Raw genomic sequence first — 17,140 nt, 5'->3', positions numbered from 1 at the left:
CGTGGCCGCCGGCGCACGTCACACGTACGGCGCGGCTACCAGTCCCAACTCGGCGTCGGTGGCGAGCAGTCGGTGATGCGGCAGGACCCGGACCGTGTAGCCCACCGACCCCGACACCGGCAGCGGCGTGATCGCCTCGAACACCTCGCCGAGTCCGTCGGTCCCGGTGTGCGCCATCGGCACGGTCGTGACGTCGGTGAGGTCCTCGTTCGCACCGACCCGTCCCAGCACTGCCTGCACGACCACATCCTGCGGCGACAGGCCGCCGAGGCGGACGAACGCACGCAGCGAGAGGTCGGCGCCGATCTCCGGGTCGTCGGGCAGGCCCGCGCTGTCGACCTGCGCCACCTGCACCCCCGGCCAGGCGGTCTCGACCCGGCGTCGGTACCCGGCGATCTCCCGGGCGCCGGAGAAGTTGTCGGGCAGCACGTTCCGGGACGCGACCGCGGCGGGCGCGTAGTACTCGACCGCGTAGTCGCGGACCATGCGCGACGCCAGCACCTTCGGTCCGAGGCTCTGCAGGGTGTGCCGCACCATCTCGATCCAGCGGGTCGGCAGCCCGGTGTCGTCGCGGTCGTAGAACCGGGGCAGCACCGACCGTTCGAGCAGTTCGTACAGCGCCGTGGCCTCGAGGTCGTCCCGCCGGACCTCGTCGGCGACGCCGTCGGCGGTCGGGATCGCCCACCCGTTCCCGCCGTCGAACATCTCGTCCCACCAGCCGTCGCGGATGGACAGGTTGAGGCCGCCGTTGAGCGCCGACTTCATGCCCGACGTCCCGCACGCCTCGAGCGGCCGCAGCGGGTTGTTGAGCCACACGTCGCAGCCCCAGTACAGGTAACGGGCCATCGACATGTCGTAGTCGGGCAGGAACACGATGCGGTGCCGGACGTCGTGCTGGTCGGCGAACCGCACCACCTGCTGGATGAGGGCCTTGCCGCCCTCGTCGGCGGGGTGGCTCTTACCGGCGACAACCAGCTGCACGGGGCGATGCTCGTCGAGCAGCAGCGCCCGCAACCGTTCCGGATCGCGCAGCATCAGCGTCAGGCGCTTGTAGGTGGGGACGCGGCGCGCGAAGCCCACGGTCAGCACGTTCGGGTCGAACACCTGCGCGGTCCAGCCGAGCTCGGCCTCGGTGGCGCCGCGCTCGAGCCACGACGCGCGGACCCGTCGGCGCACCTCGTCCACCAGCCGCGCCCGCAGCACGCTGCGGGTGGACCACAGCTCGGCCGGATCGGCCTCGCGCAACCGTTCCCAGCCGCGGGCCTCCTCCAGCATGTCGGGACCCACCAGGCGCCGGCCCAGATCCATCCACTCCCGAGCCGCCCAGGTCGGGGCGTGGACCCCGTTGGTCACCGATCCGATCGGCACCTCCGCGGCGTCGAACCCCGGCCACAGCGACTCGAACATCTCCCGGCTGACCTCGCCGTGCAGTTTCGAGACGCCGTTGGCGCGCTGGCCCAGGCGCAGCCCCATGTGCGCCATGTTGAACACGCCGGGATCGTTCTCGGCGCCGAGCCCGAGGACGCGGTCGACCGCCAGCCCGGGCAACAGCGTCGACTCGCGTTCGCCCTCACTGCCACCGAAGTAGCGGCGCACCAGATCCGCCGGGAACCGGTCGATGCCCGCCGGGACCGGAGTGTGGGTGGTGAAGACGGTGCCCGCACGGACCGCGGCGAGGGCAGCGTCGAAGTCGAGACCGGAACCGGTGACCAGTTCGCGGATGCGTTCGAGACCCAGGAATCCGGCGTGCCCCTCGTTCATGTGGAACACCTCGGGATCGGGCAGACCGTGCGCGCGGGTGTAGGCGCGGACCGCCCGGACACCCCCGACCCCGGCCAGGATCTCCTGCTTGATGCGGTGGTCCTGATCGCCGCCGTACAGCCGGTCGGTGACCGCCCGCAGCTCCGGGTCGTTCTCGGCGATGTCGGAGTCCAGCAGCAACAGCGGCACCCGGCCCACCTGCGCGATCCACACCCGCGCACGCAACACCCGACCGCCCGGCATCGCGACGTGGACCAGCACGGGGGCGCCGCGGACGCCGTCGGTCCCGCTCTCGGTGAGCAGGCGCAGCGGTAGGCCCTGGGGGTCGTGCGCGGGATAGTGCTCGGCCTGCCAGCCGTCGGCGGTGAGCGACTGCCGGAAGTATCCCGACCGGTAGAGCAGCCCGACGCCGATGAGCGGGAGCCCCAGATCCGACGCCGCCTTCAGGTGGTCGCCGGCCAGGATGCCGAGCCCGCCGGAGTAGTTCGGCAACACCTCGGTGACGCCGAACTCCATGGAGAAGTACGCGACGCCGGTCGCCAGCTCGGCGCCCTTGCCGAGTTGATGCTGATACCACCGCGGGCGGGTCAGGTAGTCGTCGAGGTCCGCGGCGGCGCGGTCCAGATCCGCCAGGAAGGTGGAATCGACCGCGAGATCGTCGAGCCGGTACGGGTCTACCTCGCCGAGCATCCGGACCGGATCGTGGCGCAACCGCGCCCACAGCTCCGGATCGATCGACGCGAAGAGGTCCTGGGTCGGCGGATGCCACGACCACCGCAGGTTGGTCGACAGCGGCCCCAGCGCCGCGAGGCGCTCGGGCAGATGGGCTCGGACGGTGAACCGACGCAGGGCTTTCACGCCGCGAACACTACCGACAACCGCGCCCGGTGATCGAGCGGTGAAACCCGTCCCGCCGATTCGGTGCCGCGCGATCCCCGCGCCGCCCGAACCTCTGAACTACCGTTGACCCGTCACCATCCTGTCCCCGGGACAGCCGGAGCCCGAACGGAGTACGCGTGCCAGCTCGCCTCGCCATCGACGATGTGCTGCCCTCGATCGACGGAGGGCGGTTCCCGGCGAAGGCCGTGGTCGGTGAGGTCTTCCCGGTGTCGGCCACGGTGTGGCGGGAAGGGCATGCCGCGGTCGCCGCCACACTCGTGGTCCAGGGACCCGGCGGTCCGGGCGATGTTCTCCGCATCCCGATGCATCCGGGACCGCAGCTCGACGCGTTCCACGCCACCTTCACCCCCGCCGCCGTGGGCACGTGGAGCTACCGCATCGAGGCGTGGGGCGACCCGATCAGCACGTGGCGTCACGCCGTCGAAGCGAAACTGGGGGTGGGGCAGGGTCCCGCCGACCTCGCCAACGACCTCGAGGTCGGCGCGCAACTGTTCGAGCGGGCCGCCACCGAGGCCGAGCCTCGGGACCGCGACCGGTTCCTGGCCGTGGCGGCGTCGCTGCGATCGGATCGCCAGCTCCCCGTGCGCGTCGCGCCGGCGTTCGCCGGGGAGGTCGCCGAGGCGCTGCGAGCGCGACCCCTGCGTGAACTCGTGACGTCGTCGCGATCGTACGACGTCGTCGTCGATCGTCGCCGCGCGCTGTTCGGCTCGTGGTACGAGTTCTTCCCCCGGTCCACGGGCGGCTGGGACGAACACGGCGCACCCCGCCACGGCACGTTCGCGACGGCCGCCGAGGACCTGCCGCGGATCGCCGCGATGGGTTTCGACGTCGTCTACCTGCCGCCGATCCACCCGATCGGCGAGGTGAACCGCAAGGGGCCCAACAACTCCCTCACCGCCGGCCCGGACGACGTCGGGTCGCCGTGGGCGATCGGCTCGGCCGACGGGGGGCACGACGCGATCCATCCTCGGCTCGGGACCGAAGCCGACTTCGAGGCGTTCGTCGCCGACGCGCAGCGGCTGGGACTCGAGGTCGCGATCGACTTCGCGCTGCAGTGCGCCCCCGACCATCCCTGGGCGCGCGAGCATCCCGAGTGGTTCACCGAACTGCCGGACGGGACCATCGCCTTCGCCGAGAACCCGCCCAAGAAGTACCAGGACATCTACCCTCTCGACTTCGACCGCGACCCGGACGGACTGCACGCCGAGGTCCTGCGCGTCGTCCGGCACTGGATCCGGGCGGGCGTGAAGATCTTCCGGGTCGACAATCCGCACACCAAGCCGCCGGACCTGTGGGAGTGGCTCATCGCGGAGGTCAAGCGCAGCGACCCGGACGTGCTGTTCCTGTCCGAGGCGTTCACCCGGCCGGCGCGGTTGTACGGGTTGGCCAGACGCGGCTTCACGCAGTCGTACACGTACTTCACCTGGCGGGTGCACAAGTGGGAGCTCACCGAGTTCGGCAACGAGCTCGCCGCCAAGGCCGACGAGGCGCGTCCCAACCTGTTCGTCAACACGCCGGACATCCTCCACGAGAGTCTGCAGCACGGCGGACCGGGCATGTTCGCGCTGCGGGCCGCGCTGGCCGCGACCCTGTCCCCCACGTGGGGCGTGTACTCCGGTTACGAGCTGTTCGAACACGTCGCGGTGCGGCCGGGCAGCGAGGAGTACCTCGACTCGGAGAAGTACCAATTGCGCCCGCGGGACTTCGCCGGCGCCCGCGCGCGGGGTGAATCCCTCGAATCGTGGATCGCCACCCTCAACCGGATCCGGCGCGCCCATCCGGCGCTGCAGCAGCTGCGGAACCTGCACTTCCACCACGTCGACAACGACGCGCTCCTCGCGTACTCGAAGTTCGACCCCGTCACCGGGGATGCGGTGCTGACCGTCGTCAACCTGGACCCGTTCGGCGCACAACAGGGGTTCATCTCGCTCGATCTGCCGGCCCTCGGCCGGGACTGGCACGACCACCTGTCGGTGCACGACAAGGTCAGCGGCGAACAGTACGAGTGGGGGCAGCACAACTTCGTGCGGCTGGAGCCGTGGCGAGCGTGTGCGCACGTCCTGGCGCTGCCACCGGTCCCCCTGGAGGCTCGCCGCCGGCTCGCGGACCGGGACCACAACCCGTGAGCGCGCCCACGGCGGTCTGTCCCCCGGACCCACAGGACCTGACACTGCTGGCGCAGGGCACCCACCACGATCCGCACTCGGTGCTCGGCGCGCACCCGCACGCCGACGGCACGGTGATCCGCGCGCTGCGACCGGGGGCCGAGTCGGTGTCGGTGCGGATCGGCGGCCGGGACCATCCGCTGCACCCCGTCGCCGACGACGTCTTCAGCGCGCTGCTACCGGTGCGCGACCTCGCGGACTACCGCCTCGTGGTGACCTATCCGGGCGACCACGTCGTCGTGACCGCGGACGGTTACCGGTTCCTGCCCACCCTCGGTGAACTGGATCTGCACCTGTTCGGCGAGGGTCGGCACGAACGCCTGTGGGACGTCATGGGCGCGCACCGCCGCACCTACGAGACCCCGGACGGTGTCGTGCACGGGACGTCGTTCGCGGTGTGGGCGCCCGCCGCCCGTGGGGTGAGTGTGCTCGGCGAGTTCGACCTGTGGGGTGGGCGGACGTTCCCGATGCGGGCCCTGGGGGGCACGGGCGTGTGGGAACTCTTCGTCCCGGACGTCGGCCCCGGCGCGATGTACAAGTTCCGCATCCACGGCGGCGACGGCGTCGTCCGCGACAAGGCCGACCCGATGGCGTTCGCCACCGAGGTCCCACCCGCGACCGCGTCGATCGTCACCGAGCCGGCGCATCGCTGGAGCGACCACGAATGGATGACAGGACGGGCGGGGATCGACCCGAGCCGCGAACCGATGAGCGTCTACGAGGTCCATCTCGGCTCGTGGCAGCCGGGGCTGGGTTACACCGAACTGGCCGACGAGCTGAGCCGGTACGTCATCGAGGCCGGCTTCACGCACGTCGAGCTGCTGCCCGTCGCCGAGCACCCCTACGGCGGGTCGTGGGGCTACCAGGTGACCTCGTACTACGCCCCAACCGCCCGCTTCGGCACCCCGGACGACTTCCGCGCGTTCGTCGACCGTCTGCACCGCGCCGGGGTCGGCGTCATCGTCGACTGGGTGCCCGCGCACTTCCCCAAGGACGAGTGGGCGCTCGCGCGGTTCGACGGCACCGCCCTCTACGAGCACGCCGACCCCCAGCGCGGGGAACAACTCGACTGGGGCACCCACGTTTTCGACTTCGGACGCCGCGAGGTCCGTAATTTCCTGGTGGCGAACGCGCTGTTCTGGATCGACGAGTTCCACGTCGACGGGCTGCGCGTCGACGCTGTCGCGTCCATGCTCTACCTCGACTACTCGCGCCCGCCGGGACAGTGGACCCCCAACGTGCACGGCGGCCGGGAACACCTCGAGGCGGTGGCGTTCCTGCAGGAGATGAACGCGACCGTGCACAAGCTGCACCCCGGTGTCGTCACGATTGCCGAGGAGTCCACCGAGTGGCCCGGCGTCACCCGGAGCACCGGCGTGGGCGGCCTGGGATTCACGATGAAGTGGAACATGGGCTGGATGCACGACACACTCGGCTACCTGCGGCGCGATCCGATCCACCGCACCTTCCACCACAACGAGATCACGTTCTCGCTGATGTACGCGTGGAGCGAGCACTACCTGCTGCCGATCAGTCACGACGAGGTGGTGCACGGCAAGGGCACCCTGTGGTCCCGGATGCCCGGCGACGACCGAGCGAAGGCCGCCGGGGTGCGGGCGCTGTTGGCGTACATGTGGGCGCACCCGGGCAAGCAGCTGCTCTTCATGGGTCAGGAGTTCGGGCAGAGCACCGAATGGTCCGAGGAACACGGGCTGGACTGGGGCCAACTCGAGGACCCGGCGACCGGCGATCTGCACCGCGGCCTGTGGCAGTTGGTGTGCGAACTCAACGCGGTCTACCGCGCCTCCCCCGCTCTGTGGACGCTCGACACCACGCCCGGCGGGTTCTCGTGGATCGACGCCAACGACACCGCGAACAACGTGCTGAGCTTCCTGCGCTACGGCAGCGACGGTTCGATCGTCGCGTGCCTGTTCAACTTCTCCGGGTCGACGCATTCGAGCTATCGCGTGGGTCTGCCGGAACCGGGCGTGTGGTCTGAGATCCTCAACACGGACGCACGCGACTTCCGCGGATCGGGAACGGGAAACTTCGGTGCGGTGACGGCGACCGAGCATCCGTGGCACGGTCGTCCCGCGTCGGCGGAGGTGACGCTGCCGGCGAGCGCAGGTATCTGGATGAGGCTGGAACGTGGAGGGGGCACCGGGTGACTGGGCTCGACCGATGACGTCGCGCGTGCGGGCACTGCTCGCGCTGGTGGCTGTGGTGGCGACCGTCGTGACGGGGTGTGCGTCGACCGTCGGCGGACGCGCGGTCTCGATCTACGAGGACCCGTTCACCGTCGCGGGACTGCCCGCCCAGGGCGGGCCGAGCGGCCCCCGGCCCGGCGTTCCGGACTCCAACCGAGCGGTGGTCGGCACCGACCGAGGTGCGATCGACACCCTGGCGGCCAACGCGATCACCGACATCGAGTCCTACTGGGCGGGCCAGTACCCGACGATCTTCAAGGGCACCTTCCGTCCGGTCGGGACGCTGGTGTCGTGGAACCCCGACGATCCCGCGGCTCCCGAGTTCTGCGGCTTCCAGACCCGCGACGAGGTCAACGCCGGGTACTGCACCGAGGACGACGCGATCGGCTGGGACCGCGAATACCTGCTGCCGAGCTTGGTCGACGCGTTCGGGCCGATGGCGGCCGTCATGGTCCTCGCCCACGAGTACGGGCACGCGGTGCAGCAGAAGGCGGGCCTCGTGGGCGACGACGACCCCGGCATCGTGTTCGAGCAGCAGGCGGACTGCTTCGCCGGCGCCTTCGTCCGTTACATCGCCGAGGACGGCGCCGCGCACTTCACGCTCAACACGTCCGACGGCCTCAATTCCGTGCTGGCCGCGACGGTGTCGGTCCGCGACACCGACCCGAGCGATCCGGAATCGACGCACGGTTCGGCGTTCGAACGGGTCACCGCGGTGCAGCTCGGATTCACCGACGGGCCCAGCGCCTGCACCCGGATCGACACGAACGAGATCCTGTCTCGCCGCGCCGAACTGCCGCAGAGCTTCGACGGCACCGCCGACGACGGCGAACTGCCTGTCACCGAGGAGTCCGTGCGGGCGATCGTCGCGTCGTTCGGCGCCGTCTTCGCGCTGGCGGATCCGCCCACGTTGGACTTCGCGGGAGCCGACACCGGATGCGCCGACGGCGCAGCGACCGAGCCGGTCTCGTACTGTGCGACCACCAACACCATCGGGGTCGATCTGCCCGCCCTGGCCGAACGAGGACGCCCGCGAGACTCCGACAGCGACGCGATCATCAGCGTGGACATCACCGGCGACTACAGCGCGTACGTGCTGCTCGCGTCGCGCTACACCTTCGCGGTGCAGAAGGCGTCGGGGATGTCGCTGCGCGGTCCGCGGGCGGCGCTGCGCGCGGCGTGCCTGTCGGGCGCGGTCACCGCCGCGCTGAGTCCGGGCAACGCCCAGACCACCGACGGCAGCCGCGGGGTGTGGCTGAGTGCGGGCGACCTCGACGAGGCCATCTCCGGTCTGCTGTCGGACGGGCTGGCCGCGAGCGACGTGGACGGCAACACCGTGCCCAGCGGGTTCTCCCGCGTCGACGCGTTCCGCACCGGAGTGCTGGCCGGACAACAGGCGTGCGACGGCCGCTACCGGTGAGCCACTGCGTCGGGCCCGGCGGGGCCCGACGCTCGGCCGTCGAACACGGTGCTCAGTACAGGGCCGACGCCAGCTTCCGTCGAGCCGCGGTCACGACCGGCTCGGCAGGATCGAACAACTCGAAGAGCTCGAGCAGCCGCGTGCGCACCCGGGTCCGGTCGTCTCCGGCCGTCCGCCGCACGAGCGCGACGAGCCGGTCGAAGGCAGCCTCCGGACGCTGCGAGTACAGCTCGGCATCGGCGGCGGCGAACTGCGCGTCGATCGAGTCGGGTTGCGCGTCCGCCGCCTCGATCGCGTCGGTGGGCAGGTCCTGGACGCGGCCCAGGAACTTCACCTGCCGCAGCGCGGCCTGCGCCTGGGCGTTGTTGGGCTCGGAGTTGAGGATGAGTTCGTAGGCGGCCTCGGCGCCGGCGAAGTCGCCCTCGTCCAGTGCATTCTCGGCGGCCACGAAGCGCGGGTCCTCCGGCTCCGGTTCCGGCTCGGCGCCGGTGGGTGGGCCGGCGAGCTTGCCTTCGACCGCCTCCTGCAGCGCGGCGATCCACTGCCGCAGCTGCGGTTCGGGCTGGGCTCCGGCGAAGTCGGCCAGCGGCTGACCGCCGGCGATCGCGACGACCGTCGGCACGGACTGGACGCCGAAGGCCTGGGCTATGCCCGGATTCGCGTCGACGTCGACCTTGGCGAGCACCCAGGTGCCGCCGCCCTCGTGTGCGAGCTTCTCCAGCACCGGGGACAGCTGCTTACACGGCCCGCACCACGTGGCCCACAGGTCGACGACGACCAGGACCTGCATGGACCGCTCGAGAACCTCAGTCTGGAAGGTCGCATCGGTGACGTCGACGACCGGTGCCAGGCCGGTGCCGGTCGCCGGGGCGGAATCGCTGCCGGGGCCGGTGGGCGGCGCGCTCGGCGGTTGCATTGCGCGCTCCTTGAGACCGGAGAGGTCGACGGCTCCGGACATGGCCGCAGCGATTGCAGGGGACGGACGAGAACCGGGTCGAGTCACGGATTCAGTTTGTCACGAGATGCGGGCCGGCAGCCATTCCGGCCCGCATCCCTCGGCGTCAGCGCACCGACGAGGGGGTGGGCTCGCCGGCCGCACTCGGACCGGGAACGGACAGCTCACCCAGCCGGCCGTTCCGCGCGGCCCACCGCTCGAACCAGATGGTCATGAACGGCGGGACGCTCGAGACGAGCGCGAGGAGCAGGGTCTTCACGTCCCACTTGAGCGACCAGGCGGTCACCAGCGTCACGACGACGTACAGCATGAATCCGGCGATGCCGTGGACCATGCCGGGAATGCGGATGGCTTCCTCGTATCCGAGCACCCACTTGAAGAACATGGCGACCAGCAGCGCCGCCCAGGTGACGGCCTCCCAGAGGGCGACCAGGCGGAACCGCTTCGCGGCGGTGGACACGTCGAGGATGTTTGCCATGGCCGTCATTCTGCCTGATGACCTACGACGCCCCGTAGTTGAGACTGGTCACAGTCCCGGCCACGGGGCGTCGTGCGGGCACGGAGGCTACTTCGCGGGCACCCGGACGATGAGGGCGTCGCCCTGTCCGCCGCCGCCGCACAGTGCGGCCACACCGACACCGCCGCCGCGGCGCTGCAGTTCGAGCACCAGATGCAGCGTGATGCGTGCGCCGGACATACCGAGCGGGTGACCGATCGCGATCGCGCCGCCGTTGACGTTCACCTTCGCCGGATCGATGCCCAGTTCGCGCGTCGACGCGATACCGACGGCCGCGAACGCCTCGTTGATCTCGACGACGTCCAGATCCTTCGGGTCGATGCCCTCACGCTCGCACGCGCGGGCGATCGCGCGGGCCGGCTGCGACTGCAGCGTCGAGTCCGGGCCGGCGACGACGCCGTGCGCGCCGATCTCGGCGATCCACTCGAGCCCGAGCTCCTCGGCCTTGGCCTTGCTCATCACCACGACGGCGGCGGCACCGTCGGAAATCTGCGACGCGGTACCGGCGGTGATCGACCCGTCCTTGGCGAACGCTGGACGCAGCTTCGACAACGATTCGACGGTGGTGTCGGCGCGGATGCCCTCGTCGGTGCTCACCACGATCGGCTCACCGCGGCGCTGCGGGATCGTGACCGGCACGACCTCGTCCGCGAACAGCCCGTCCTTCCACGCGCGCGCGGCGTTCTGGTGCGACGCGGCCGCGAACGCATCCTGGTCTTCCCGGGCGATGCGCTGATCGTCGTCGGAGTTGCGCTGCTCGGTGAGGTTGCCCATCGGCTGGTCGGTGAAGATGTCGTGCAGGCCGTCGTACGCCATGTGGTCGCGCAGCGTCACATCGCCGTACTTGAAGCCCTCGCGGCTCTTCTCGAGCATGTGCGGAGCCCGCGACATCGACTCCTGACCGCCCGCGACGACCACGTCGAACTCGCCGGCGCGGATTAACTGGTCTGCCAGCGCGATGGCGTCGATACCGGACAGGCACACCTTGTTGACCGTCAGTGCGGGCACGCTCATCGGGATCCCCGCTGCGACGGCGGCCTGACGCGCCGGCATCTGGCCCGCACCGGCGGTGAGGACCTGACCCATGATCACGTAGTCGACCTGGTCGGGCGCGACACCGGCCTTCTCCAGCGCGCCCTTGATCGCTACCCCGCCGAGGTCGGAGCCCGAGAGATCCTTCAGGGTCCCGAGCAGTCGTCCGACCGGGGTCCGCGCCCCGGCAACGATGACAGAAGTGGTCAAGATTCCTCCAGCGGTCGATCTTGGTCCGAGCCGCGACGACGTGCCGTGACCCGGCGAGAACAACTCAAACGGTAGCGCTACCGTCTGATACATGACATCTTCGTCCCCCAACCCCGCCGCGAGCGGACTGTCCTCGCAGCTCGTGACCGCGATCGACCACGTCGGCATCGCCGTGCCGGACCTCGACGCCGCCATCGAGTGGTACAGCAAGCACCTCGGCATGGTCTCCACCCACGAGGAGGTCAACGAGGAGCAGGGTGTCCGCGAGGCGATGCTCACGGTCGTCGGCTCGCCCGCCGGCGCCCCCGCGATCCAGCTGCTGGCGCCGCTGAACGAGAACTCCACCATCGCGAAGTTCATCGACCGCAGCGGCCCGGGCCTGCAGCAGCTGGCGTACCGCGTCACCGACATCGAGGCGATCAGCGCGCAGCTCCGCGACGCCGGCGTCCGGCTGCTGTACGACGCGCCGCGCCGTGGCACCGCCGATTCGCGCATCAATTTCGTTCATCCCAAGGACGCCGGCGGGGTCCTGGTGGAGCTGGTCGAGCCGGCCGCCGACGGCGGCCACTGACCCGGTTTCCGGGCAGCACCGCGGAGTGGGCCCGCGTGAAGGGGCCGGTTCCACTCCGCGGGCGCTGCAGTGGGCGCCCCCGGTAGATTGGCGGGCATGGCCTACGACCGCGGCATGCCGTTCACCATCGTCCGCAAGGGATACGACAAGGACGAGGTTCGGCGCTATTTCGACCGTTTCGACACCGAGCTCCGGCTCATGGCGACCGACCGCGACGCGGCCGCCGCGCAGGCGCGGGAACTGGCCAACCAACTCGAGGACGCGCGCGACGAGATCGACGAACTGCGCCGCGACGTCGACCGTCTCTCGGTTCCGCCCACCACCGCGGAGGGCATGAGCGAGCGGATCTCCCGCATGCTGCGCCTCGCGTCGGACGAGGCGTCCGAGGTCCGCGCCAAGGCCGAGGCCGATGCCGCCGAGATGATCTCGGTCGCCGAGCAGGACAGCGAGAACCTCCGCCGTCAGTACGAGACGAAGTCGGCCGAGCTCGACGAGCGCCGCGCCGCGCTCGAACGCGAACACGAACGCACCATGGAAGCCGCGCGCGCCGAGGCCGAGCGCATCGTCGAGGCGGCCCGGGCCGAGCGTGATCGGCTCACCGCCGAGGCCGAGGCCAAGCGCGCCCAGGTGCAGCAGGACTTCGAGATCACGATGGCGGATCGACGGGCGAAGACGATCGCCGACATCGAGGAGCTCGAGGCCACGAGCAAGGCGGAGGCCGAGCGCCGGCTGGCCGAGGCCACCCAGGAAGCCCAGCGTCTGGTCCAGGAGGCCACCGAGCAGTCGGAGCGCAAGATCGCGCACGCGAAGGAACTGGCCGAGGAACTGCGCGTCCTGCGGAGCCGAATCCTCGCACAGCTCCTCGGTATTCGCGGTCAGCTCGATTCGGTGCCGGCCATGCTCGCATCGGTGAATCGGGAGGCCGAGCTGCTCGACAACGCCGAGAACGCGGCGGAGACCGACTCCGACGACGACGTCGACGCCCCCGCCGAGACCGGCGACGCGGAGGTCACCGCCCGCGCGTAGCGCTCAGGACCAGCGGCGGGTCAGACCTCGCGTGCGGCGTCCCGCCCAGCATCCGGTGTGCCAGTGCCGGCGGTCGTCGGCGCCGCCGGCGTCGACCGGCCACGCGACCACGTGCGCCACGCCGGGGCGCACCTCCTGATCGCAGCCCGGGCACCGATACGTCTTGGTCGCCCGCGCGCCCGGAATCCGACGCACCAGGTACCGCTCGTCGTCGTAGCCGGCGGGGCCGGCCTCCTCGCGGGCGAGGGCGTTCCCGAAGAGGCCGCCGGTACCCCCGTCGTCGGACCGACGGACGGGCTTGCGGGGCTGGTTTCGGCGCGGCACCCCACCAGTCTAGGGGGCGCCGAGACGTCAGAAGAGACGGAACTCGGTGCTCTCGGTGCCGCGCAGCGCCTCGTAGTCGAGGACCAGGCAGCGGATGCCGCGGTCGGTCGCCAGCGTCTTGGCCTGCGGCTTGATCTGCTGCGCCGCGAACACCCCACTCACCGGCGCGAGCAGTGGATCGCGGTTGAGCAGTTCGAGGTACCGGGTGAGCTGCTCCACCCCGTCGATCTCGCCGCGCCGCTTGATCTCGACCGCGACGGTCGCTCCGTCGGCGTTGCGGCACAACAGATCCACGGGGCCGATGGCCGTCATGTACTCACGGCGGATGAGGGTGTACCCCTCGCCCAGCGTCTCGACGTGCTCGGCCAGCAGCTCCTGCAGATGGGCCTCGACGCCGTCCTTGACGAGTCCGGGGTCGAGACCGAGCTCGTGACTCGAGTCGTGCTCGATCTCCTCGATCGTGATCCGGAGTTCCTCGCCGGCCTTGTTGGTGACGACCCACAACTGCGCGGCGGCACCGTCCTCGCCGGCACCGTCGGTGGTCTCCGTCAGCCAGCACGGCGGGCTCATCCAGTTGAGCGGCTTGTACGCGCGGTCGTCGGCGTGGATGCTGACCGATCCGTCCGCCTTGATGAGGAGCAGACGCCGGGCCATCGGCAGGTGCGAGGTCAGACGACCGACGTAATCGACACGGCAACGAGCAATGACAAGACGCACCAGCCCACCCTAGTGGATTGTTCGGACTAGTCTCGAACGACCATGCATCCGCGCCGATCCGCCGCCACGCCCCTCGGTTCCCGTCTGCTCGGAACCCCCACCGAGACTCCTCGTATCCGACGCATCCGGGTGCAGACCCTCCTCACGACGTCGCTCGTCGGGGCCAACGTCATCGGGGCCGCCGTCGTCGCCGTGCTGCTCACGTTCGTGGTGCCGGGCCCCGATCTGCTCGAACCCGAGTTCCGGTTCCTCAATTTCGTGGTCGTCCCGGTCTACCTGGCGATCGCGCTGCTGGTCGGGACGATCCGGGGAACGCGGCGGGCGCTGCGCAGTCTGCAGTGGATCGTGCAGGACCGCACACCCACCGACCGCGACCGCAGGAAGGCGCTCACGATGCCGTGGCGCCTCACCCGCATGCAGATCGGCCAGTGGAGCCTGGCGTTCGTCTCCCTCACCACCGCATATGCGTTCGTCGATCCGGAGGCCATCCCGAAGGTCGGCTTCACGATCGCGTTCGGGGGCATCACGATCTGCGCATTCAGTCACGTGTTCAGCGAGTTCGCGCTCCGGCCGGCCGCCGCGCGCGCCCTCGAGACCGGCATCCGCCCCAGCGCCCGCCTGGCCGGTGTGGTGGGCCGCACGCTGTTGGCCTGGATCCTCGGGACCGGTGTTCCGGTGGCCGGGCTGATGATCGTCGCGGTCTACAGCTACTTCAGCAAGGACACGTCGAGGAACCAGCTCGAAGTCGCGATCCTGGGACTCGGTGCCATCACCTTGTTCTTCGGACTGCTGTTGATCCTGCTCAACGCGCGGGCGACGGTCGCACCGATCAGATCCGTCGAGGTCGGCATGCGGCGCATCGAGGACGGGCGACTCGACACGGCGATCGTGGTCTACGACGGCACCGAGCTCGGTGAGCTCCAAGCCGGATTCAACCGGATGGCGGACGGACTGCGCGAGCGTGAGCGCATCCGCGACCTGTTCGGGCGCCACGTCGGCCACGATGTGGCCGCGGCCGCCCTGGTCTCGCCCCCGACCCTCGGCGGCGAGGAGCGCGAGGTGGCCGTCTTCTTCGTCGACCTGATCGGGTCCACCGAACTCACCGCCACCCGGCCGCCGCGGGAGGTGGTCACGCTTCTCAACCGCTTCTTCGACGTGGTGGTCGACGAGGTAGACCGCCACGACGGCTTCGTGAACAAGTTCGAGGGCGACGCCGCTCTCGCGATCTTCGGCGCACCGCGCGACCTGGACGACGCGGCCGGGCAGGCACTGTCGGCCGCGCGCGCCATCGCGTCGCGCCTGGCCGACGAGGTACCCGAGTGTCGTGCCGCGATCGGTGTCGCGGCAGGCACCGCGGTGGCGGGCAACATCGGCGCACGAGAACGGTTCGAGTACACCGTGATCGGCGATCCCGTGAACGAGGCGTCCCGCCTGTCGGAGCTGGCGAAGGCCGACCCCGCTCGACTCCTCGCCTCGTGGACCACCGTCGAGCGTGCGCGGGCGACCGAGGCGCGCAACTGGCACTGCGGAGAACGGGTGACGCTCCGGGGCCGGACGTCGGATACCCAGCTGGCGCGGGCGGTCGAGGAGGGCTCCGCCGTCGCCGACGCGCAGCCCTCGGTCGTCATCTCGTCCGATTGACCGCGGTCAGCGAGCGTCGTACTCCTCGCGGTGCCCGAGGACCTCGGGCATGTGGTTCTGGGCCCAGTTCCTGAGGCCGCGAGTCACCTCGTGCAACGACGAGCCCAGTTCGGTGAGTTCGTACGTGACGGTGACAGGAACCGTCGGCGTCACCGTGCGGGTGAGCAGGCCGTCGCGTTCGAGGGAGCGCAGGGTCTGGGTCAGCATCTTCTGACTGACCCCGGCCAGCAGACGCGCGAGCTCCGAGTACCGCAGTGGCCCGGGCGTTTCCGGCGCGCCGGCGCCGTCGCCGCCCAGCGCACACAGCACCAGCACCACCCACTTGTCCGAGATCCGGTCGAGCAGTTGGCGACTGGGGCACACCGCCAGGAACGCGTTGTACTCCGCCTTGGCCCGGGCCCTGTTCTGGGCGGCGTTCGTGGTCGTCACGAGATCTCCTCTCACCCGAGGGTGGGTTACGCACTCGAAAGTGCCTACTTTCCGACAGGAAGCAACTCTCCAATACTGGATCACGGAGGCGGAGGACGCCACCGCCCTCGACACGAAAGGCACCACGATGAATTCACCCTCGACCGACCTTCCCGGAGGCACCTGGACCCTGGGCGACGCGACCGTCACGCGATTCGGGTATGGCGCGATGCAACTCGCCGGGCCCGGGGTGATGGGTCCGCCGGCCGACCGCGTCGGCGCCCTGGGCGTCCTTCGGGAGGCCGTCGACCGCGGCATCACCCATATCGACACCAGTCACGCCTACGGACCGGGCGTCACCAACGAACTCGTTCGGGAGGCGCTCCGCCCCTACCCGGACACGCTGTTCATCGCCACCAAGGTCGGCGCGGACCGCGACGAGCAGGGTGGTTGGCCGCCGGCCCGTCGGCCCGAGGACGTGCGCAGGCAGGTCCACGAGAACCTCCGGACCCTCGGCGTGGACGCCCTGGACCTGGTGAACATGCGCATGGGCAATGCGCAGGGACCTCGGGACGGCTCACTCGCCCCGGCATTCGAGACCCTTGTCGAACTTCAGCGTGAGGGCCTGATTCGGCACCTGGGCGTCAGCAACGTCACCGCGGCGCAGGTCGCCGAGGCGCAGAGCATCGCCCCCATCGTCTGCGTGCAGAACATGTACAACCTGGCGCACCGCCAGGACGACGAACTGGTCGACCGACTGGCCGCCGACGGCATCGCGTACGTGCCGTTCTTCCCGCTCGGAGGGTTCACGCCTCTGCAGGCCGAGGCGCTGTCGGCGGTGGCCACCCGAGTCGGAGTCACGCCGATGGCAGTCGCACTGGCGTGGCTCCTGCAGCGCTCGCCCAATATCCTGCTCATCCCCGGTACGTCGTCGACCGTGCATCTGCGCGAGAACGTCGCCGGCGCGGCAGTAGCGCTCGCCCCGGAGGACATCGACCGGCTGGAGGGTATCGCCCGCTGATCCACGCCGCTGCCGGCGAAGACGTGGTGCGGACATGCGAAAAACGCCGAAGGCCCCCACCATTACTGGTGGGGGCCTTCGGGAAAGGATGTTCGGCGGTGTCCTACTCTCCCACACCCTGTCGAGTGCAGTACCATCGGCGCTGGAGGGCTTAGCTTCCGGGTTCGGAATGGGACCGGGCGTTTCCCCTCCGCTATGGCCGCCGTAACTCTATGAAACTGTCACACATTCAACTCCCCGCCCGAACCCACAATCCCTGACGGAT

General features: G+C 70.2%; 14 protein-coding genes and 1 rRNA gene. 7 read left to right on the top strand and 8 right to left on the bottom strand.

The features are described from left to right. Positions 1 to 18: 18 nt before the first annotated feature. On the bottom strand, positions 19 to 2,619 hold the full coding sequence (gene glgP / locus E7742_RS04735) for an alpha-glucan family phosphorylase (RefSeq protein ID WP_137797890.1): 2,601 nt from the start codon (positions 2,617 to 2,619) through the stop codon (positions 19 to 21). Positions 2,620 to 2,777: 158 nt separating this feature from the next. Here glgP and E7742_RS04730 point away from each other — a divergent pair, with 158 nt between their 5' ends. From E7742_RS04730 to E7742_RS04720, 3 genes are read left to right on the top strand one after another with little or no spacing between them, the layout of a single operon-like run. Further along, entirely contained in the window at positions 2,778 to 4,787 is a 2,010-nt protein-coding gene (locus E7742_RS04730) for a maltotransferase domain-containing protein (RefSeq protein ID WP_137797889.1), read from the top strand. Continuing rightward, the gene (gene glgB / locus E7742_RS04725; RefSeq protein ID WP_137797888.1) at positions 4,784 to 6,994 is read left to right on the top strand and encodes a 1,4-alpha-glucan branching protein GlgB; all 2,211 of its coding nucleotides are present in this window, start codon (positions 4,784 to 4,786) and stop codon (positions 6,992 to 6,994) included. The genes E7742_RS04730 and glgB overlap by 4 nt, the downstream gene beginning before the upstream one ends. 13 nt (positions 6,995 to 7,007) lie before the next feature. Further along, positions 7,008 to 8,453, top strand: a complete 1,446-nt coding sequence (locus E7742_RS04720; protein ID WP_137797887.1) for a neutral zinc metallopeptidase — start codon at positions 7,008 to 7,010, stop codon at positions 8,451 to 8,453. A gap of 52 nt (positions 8,454 to 8,505) precedes the next feature. Here E7742_RS04720 and E7742_RS04715 read toward each other — a convergent pair whose 3' ends face one another. From E7742_RS04715 to E7742_RS04705, 3 genes are all read right to left on the bottom strand, one after another. Beyond that, entirely contained in the window at positions 8,506 to 9,411 is a 906-nt protein-coding gene (locus tag E7742_RS04715) for a tetratricopeptide repeat protein (RefSeq protein ID WP_137797886.1), read from the bottom strand. A gap of 103 nt (positions 9,412 to 9,514) precedes the next feature. Then, positions 9,515 to 9,886, bottom strand: a complete 372-nt coding sequence (locus E7742_RS04710; RefSeq protein WP_137797885.1) for a DUF3817 domain-containing protein — start codon at positions 9,884 to 9,886, stop codon at positions 9,515 to 9,517. 87 nt (positions 9,887 to 9,973) lie between these two features. Beyond that, positions 9,974 to 11,167 carry an acetyl-CoA C-acetyltransferase gene (locus E7742_RS04705; protein WP_137797884.1) on the bottom strand — a complete coding sequence of 398 codons (1,194 nt, stop codon included), beginning with the start codon at positions 11,165 to 11,167 and terminating at the stop codon, positions 9,974 to 9,976. Between the two features lie 91 nt (positions 11,168 to 11,258). Here E7742_RS04705 and mce point away from each other — a divergent pair, with 91 nt between their 5' ends. Both mce and E7742_RS04695 read left to right on the top strand, forming a co-directional pair. Beyond that, on the top strand, positions 11,259 to 11,738 hold the full coding sequence (gene mce / locus E7742_RS04700) for a methylmalonyl-CoA epimerase (protein ID WP_137797883.1): 480 nt from the start codon (positions 11,259 to 11,261) through the stop codon (positions 11,736 to 11,738). A 96-nt stretch (positions 11,739 to 11,834) separates the two neighbouring features. Continuing rightward, positions 11,835 to 12,764 (top strand): hypothetical protein, encoded by a 930-nt coding sequence (locus E7742_RS04695; protein ID WP_137797882.1) that lies wholly within the window; start codon positions 11,835 to 11,837, stop codon positions 12,762 to 12,764. A gap of 3 nt (positions 12,765 to 12,767) precedes the next feature. Here the strand turns inward: E7742_RS04695 and E7742_RS04690 are convergent, their stop codons facing one another. Continuing rightward, the gene (locus E7742_RS04690) at positions 12,768 to 13,088 is read right to left on the bottom strand and encodes an ATP/GTP-binding protein (protein ID WP_137797881.1); all 321 of its coding nucleotides are present in this window, start codon (positions 13,086 to 13,088) and stop codon (positions 12,768 to 12,770) included. Positions 13,089 to 13,115: 27 nt separating this feature from the next. After that, positions 13,116 to 13,805 carry an endonuclease NucS gene (gene nucS, locus E7742_RS04685; RefSeq protein ID WP_137797880.1) on the bottom strand — a complete coding sequence of 230 codons (690 nt, stop codon included), beginning with the start codon at positions 13,803 to 13,805 and terminating at the stop codon, positions 13,116 to 13,118. Between the two features lie 42 nt (positions 13,806 to 13,847). Between nucS and E7742_RS04680 the strand changes: the two genes are divergently transcribed. Next, positions 13,848 to 15,446, top strand: coding sequence for an adenylate/guanylate cyclase domain-containing protein (locus E7742_RS04680; protein WP_137797879.1), 1,599 nt, complete (start codon positions 13,848 to 13,850; stop codon positions 15,444 to 15,446). 6 nt (positions 15,447 to 15,452) lie between these two features. Here the strand turns inward: E7742_RS04680 and E7742_RS04675 are convergent, their stop codons facing one another. Further along, positions 15,453 to 15,875, bottom strand: a complete 423-nt coding sequence (locus E7742_RS04675) for a winged helix-turn-helix transcriptional regulator (protein ID WP_137797878.1) — start codon at positions 15,873 to 15,875, stop codon at positions 15,453 to 15,455. 127 nt (positions 15,876 to 16,002) lie between these two features. Between E7742_RS04675 and E7742_RS04670 the strand changes: the two genes are divergently transcribed. Next, positions 16,003 to 16,875: an aldo/keto reductase family oxidoreductase gene (locus E7742_RS04670; RefSeq protein WP_137797877.1), complete on the top strand. Its 873-nt coding sequence runs from the start codon at positions 16,003 to 16,005 to the stop codon at positions 16,873 to 16,875. Between the two features lie 90 nt (positions 16,876 to 16,965). Here E7742_RS04670 and rrf read toward each other — a convergent pair. Next, positions 16,966 to 17,082 (bottom strand): 5S ribosomal RNA (gene rrf, locus E7742_RS04665). Positions 17,083 to 17,140 lie beyond the last annotated feature (58 nt).

Source organism: Rhodococcus sp. SGAir0479 (assembly GCF_005484805.1).
Taxonomy (GTDB): domain Bacteria; phylum Actinomycetota; class Actinomycetes; order Mycobacteriales; family Mycobacteriaceae; genus Prescottella.
This window is presented reverse-complemented; position numbering and strand designations above follow the sequence as displayed.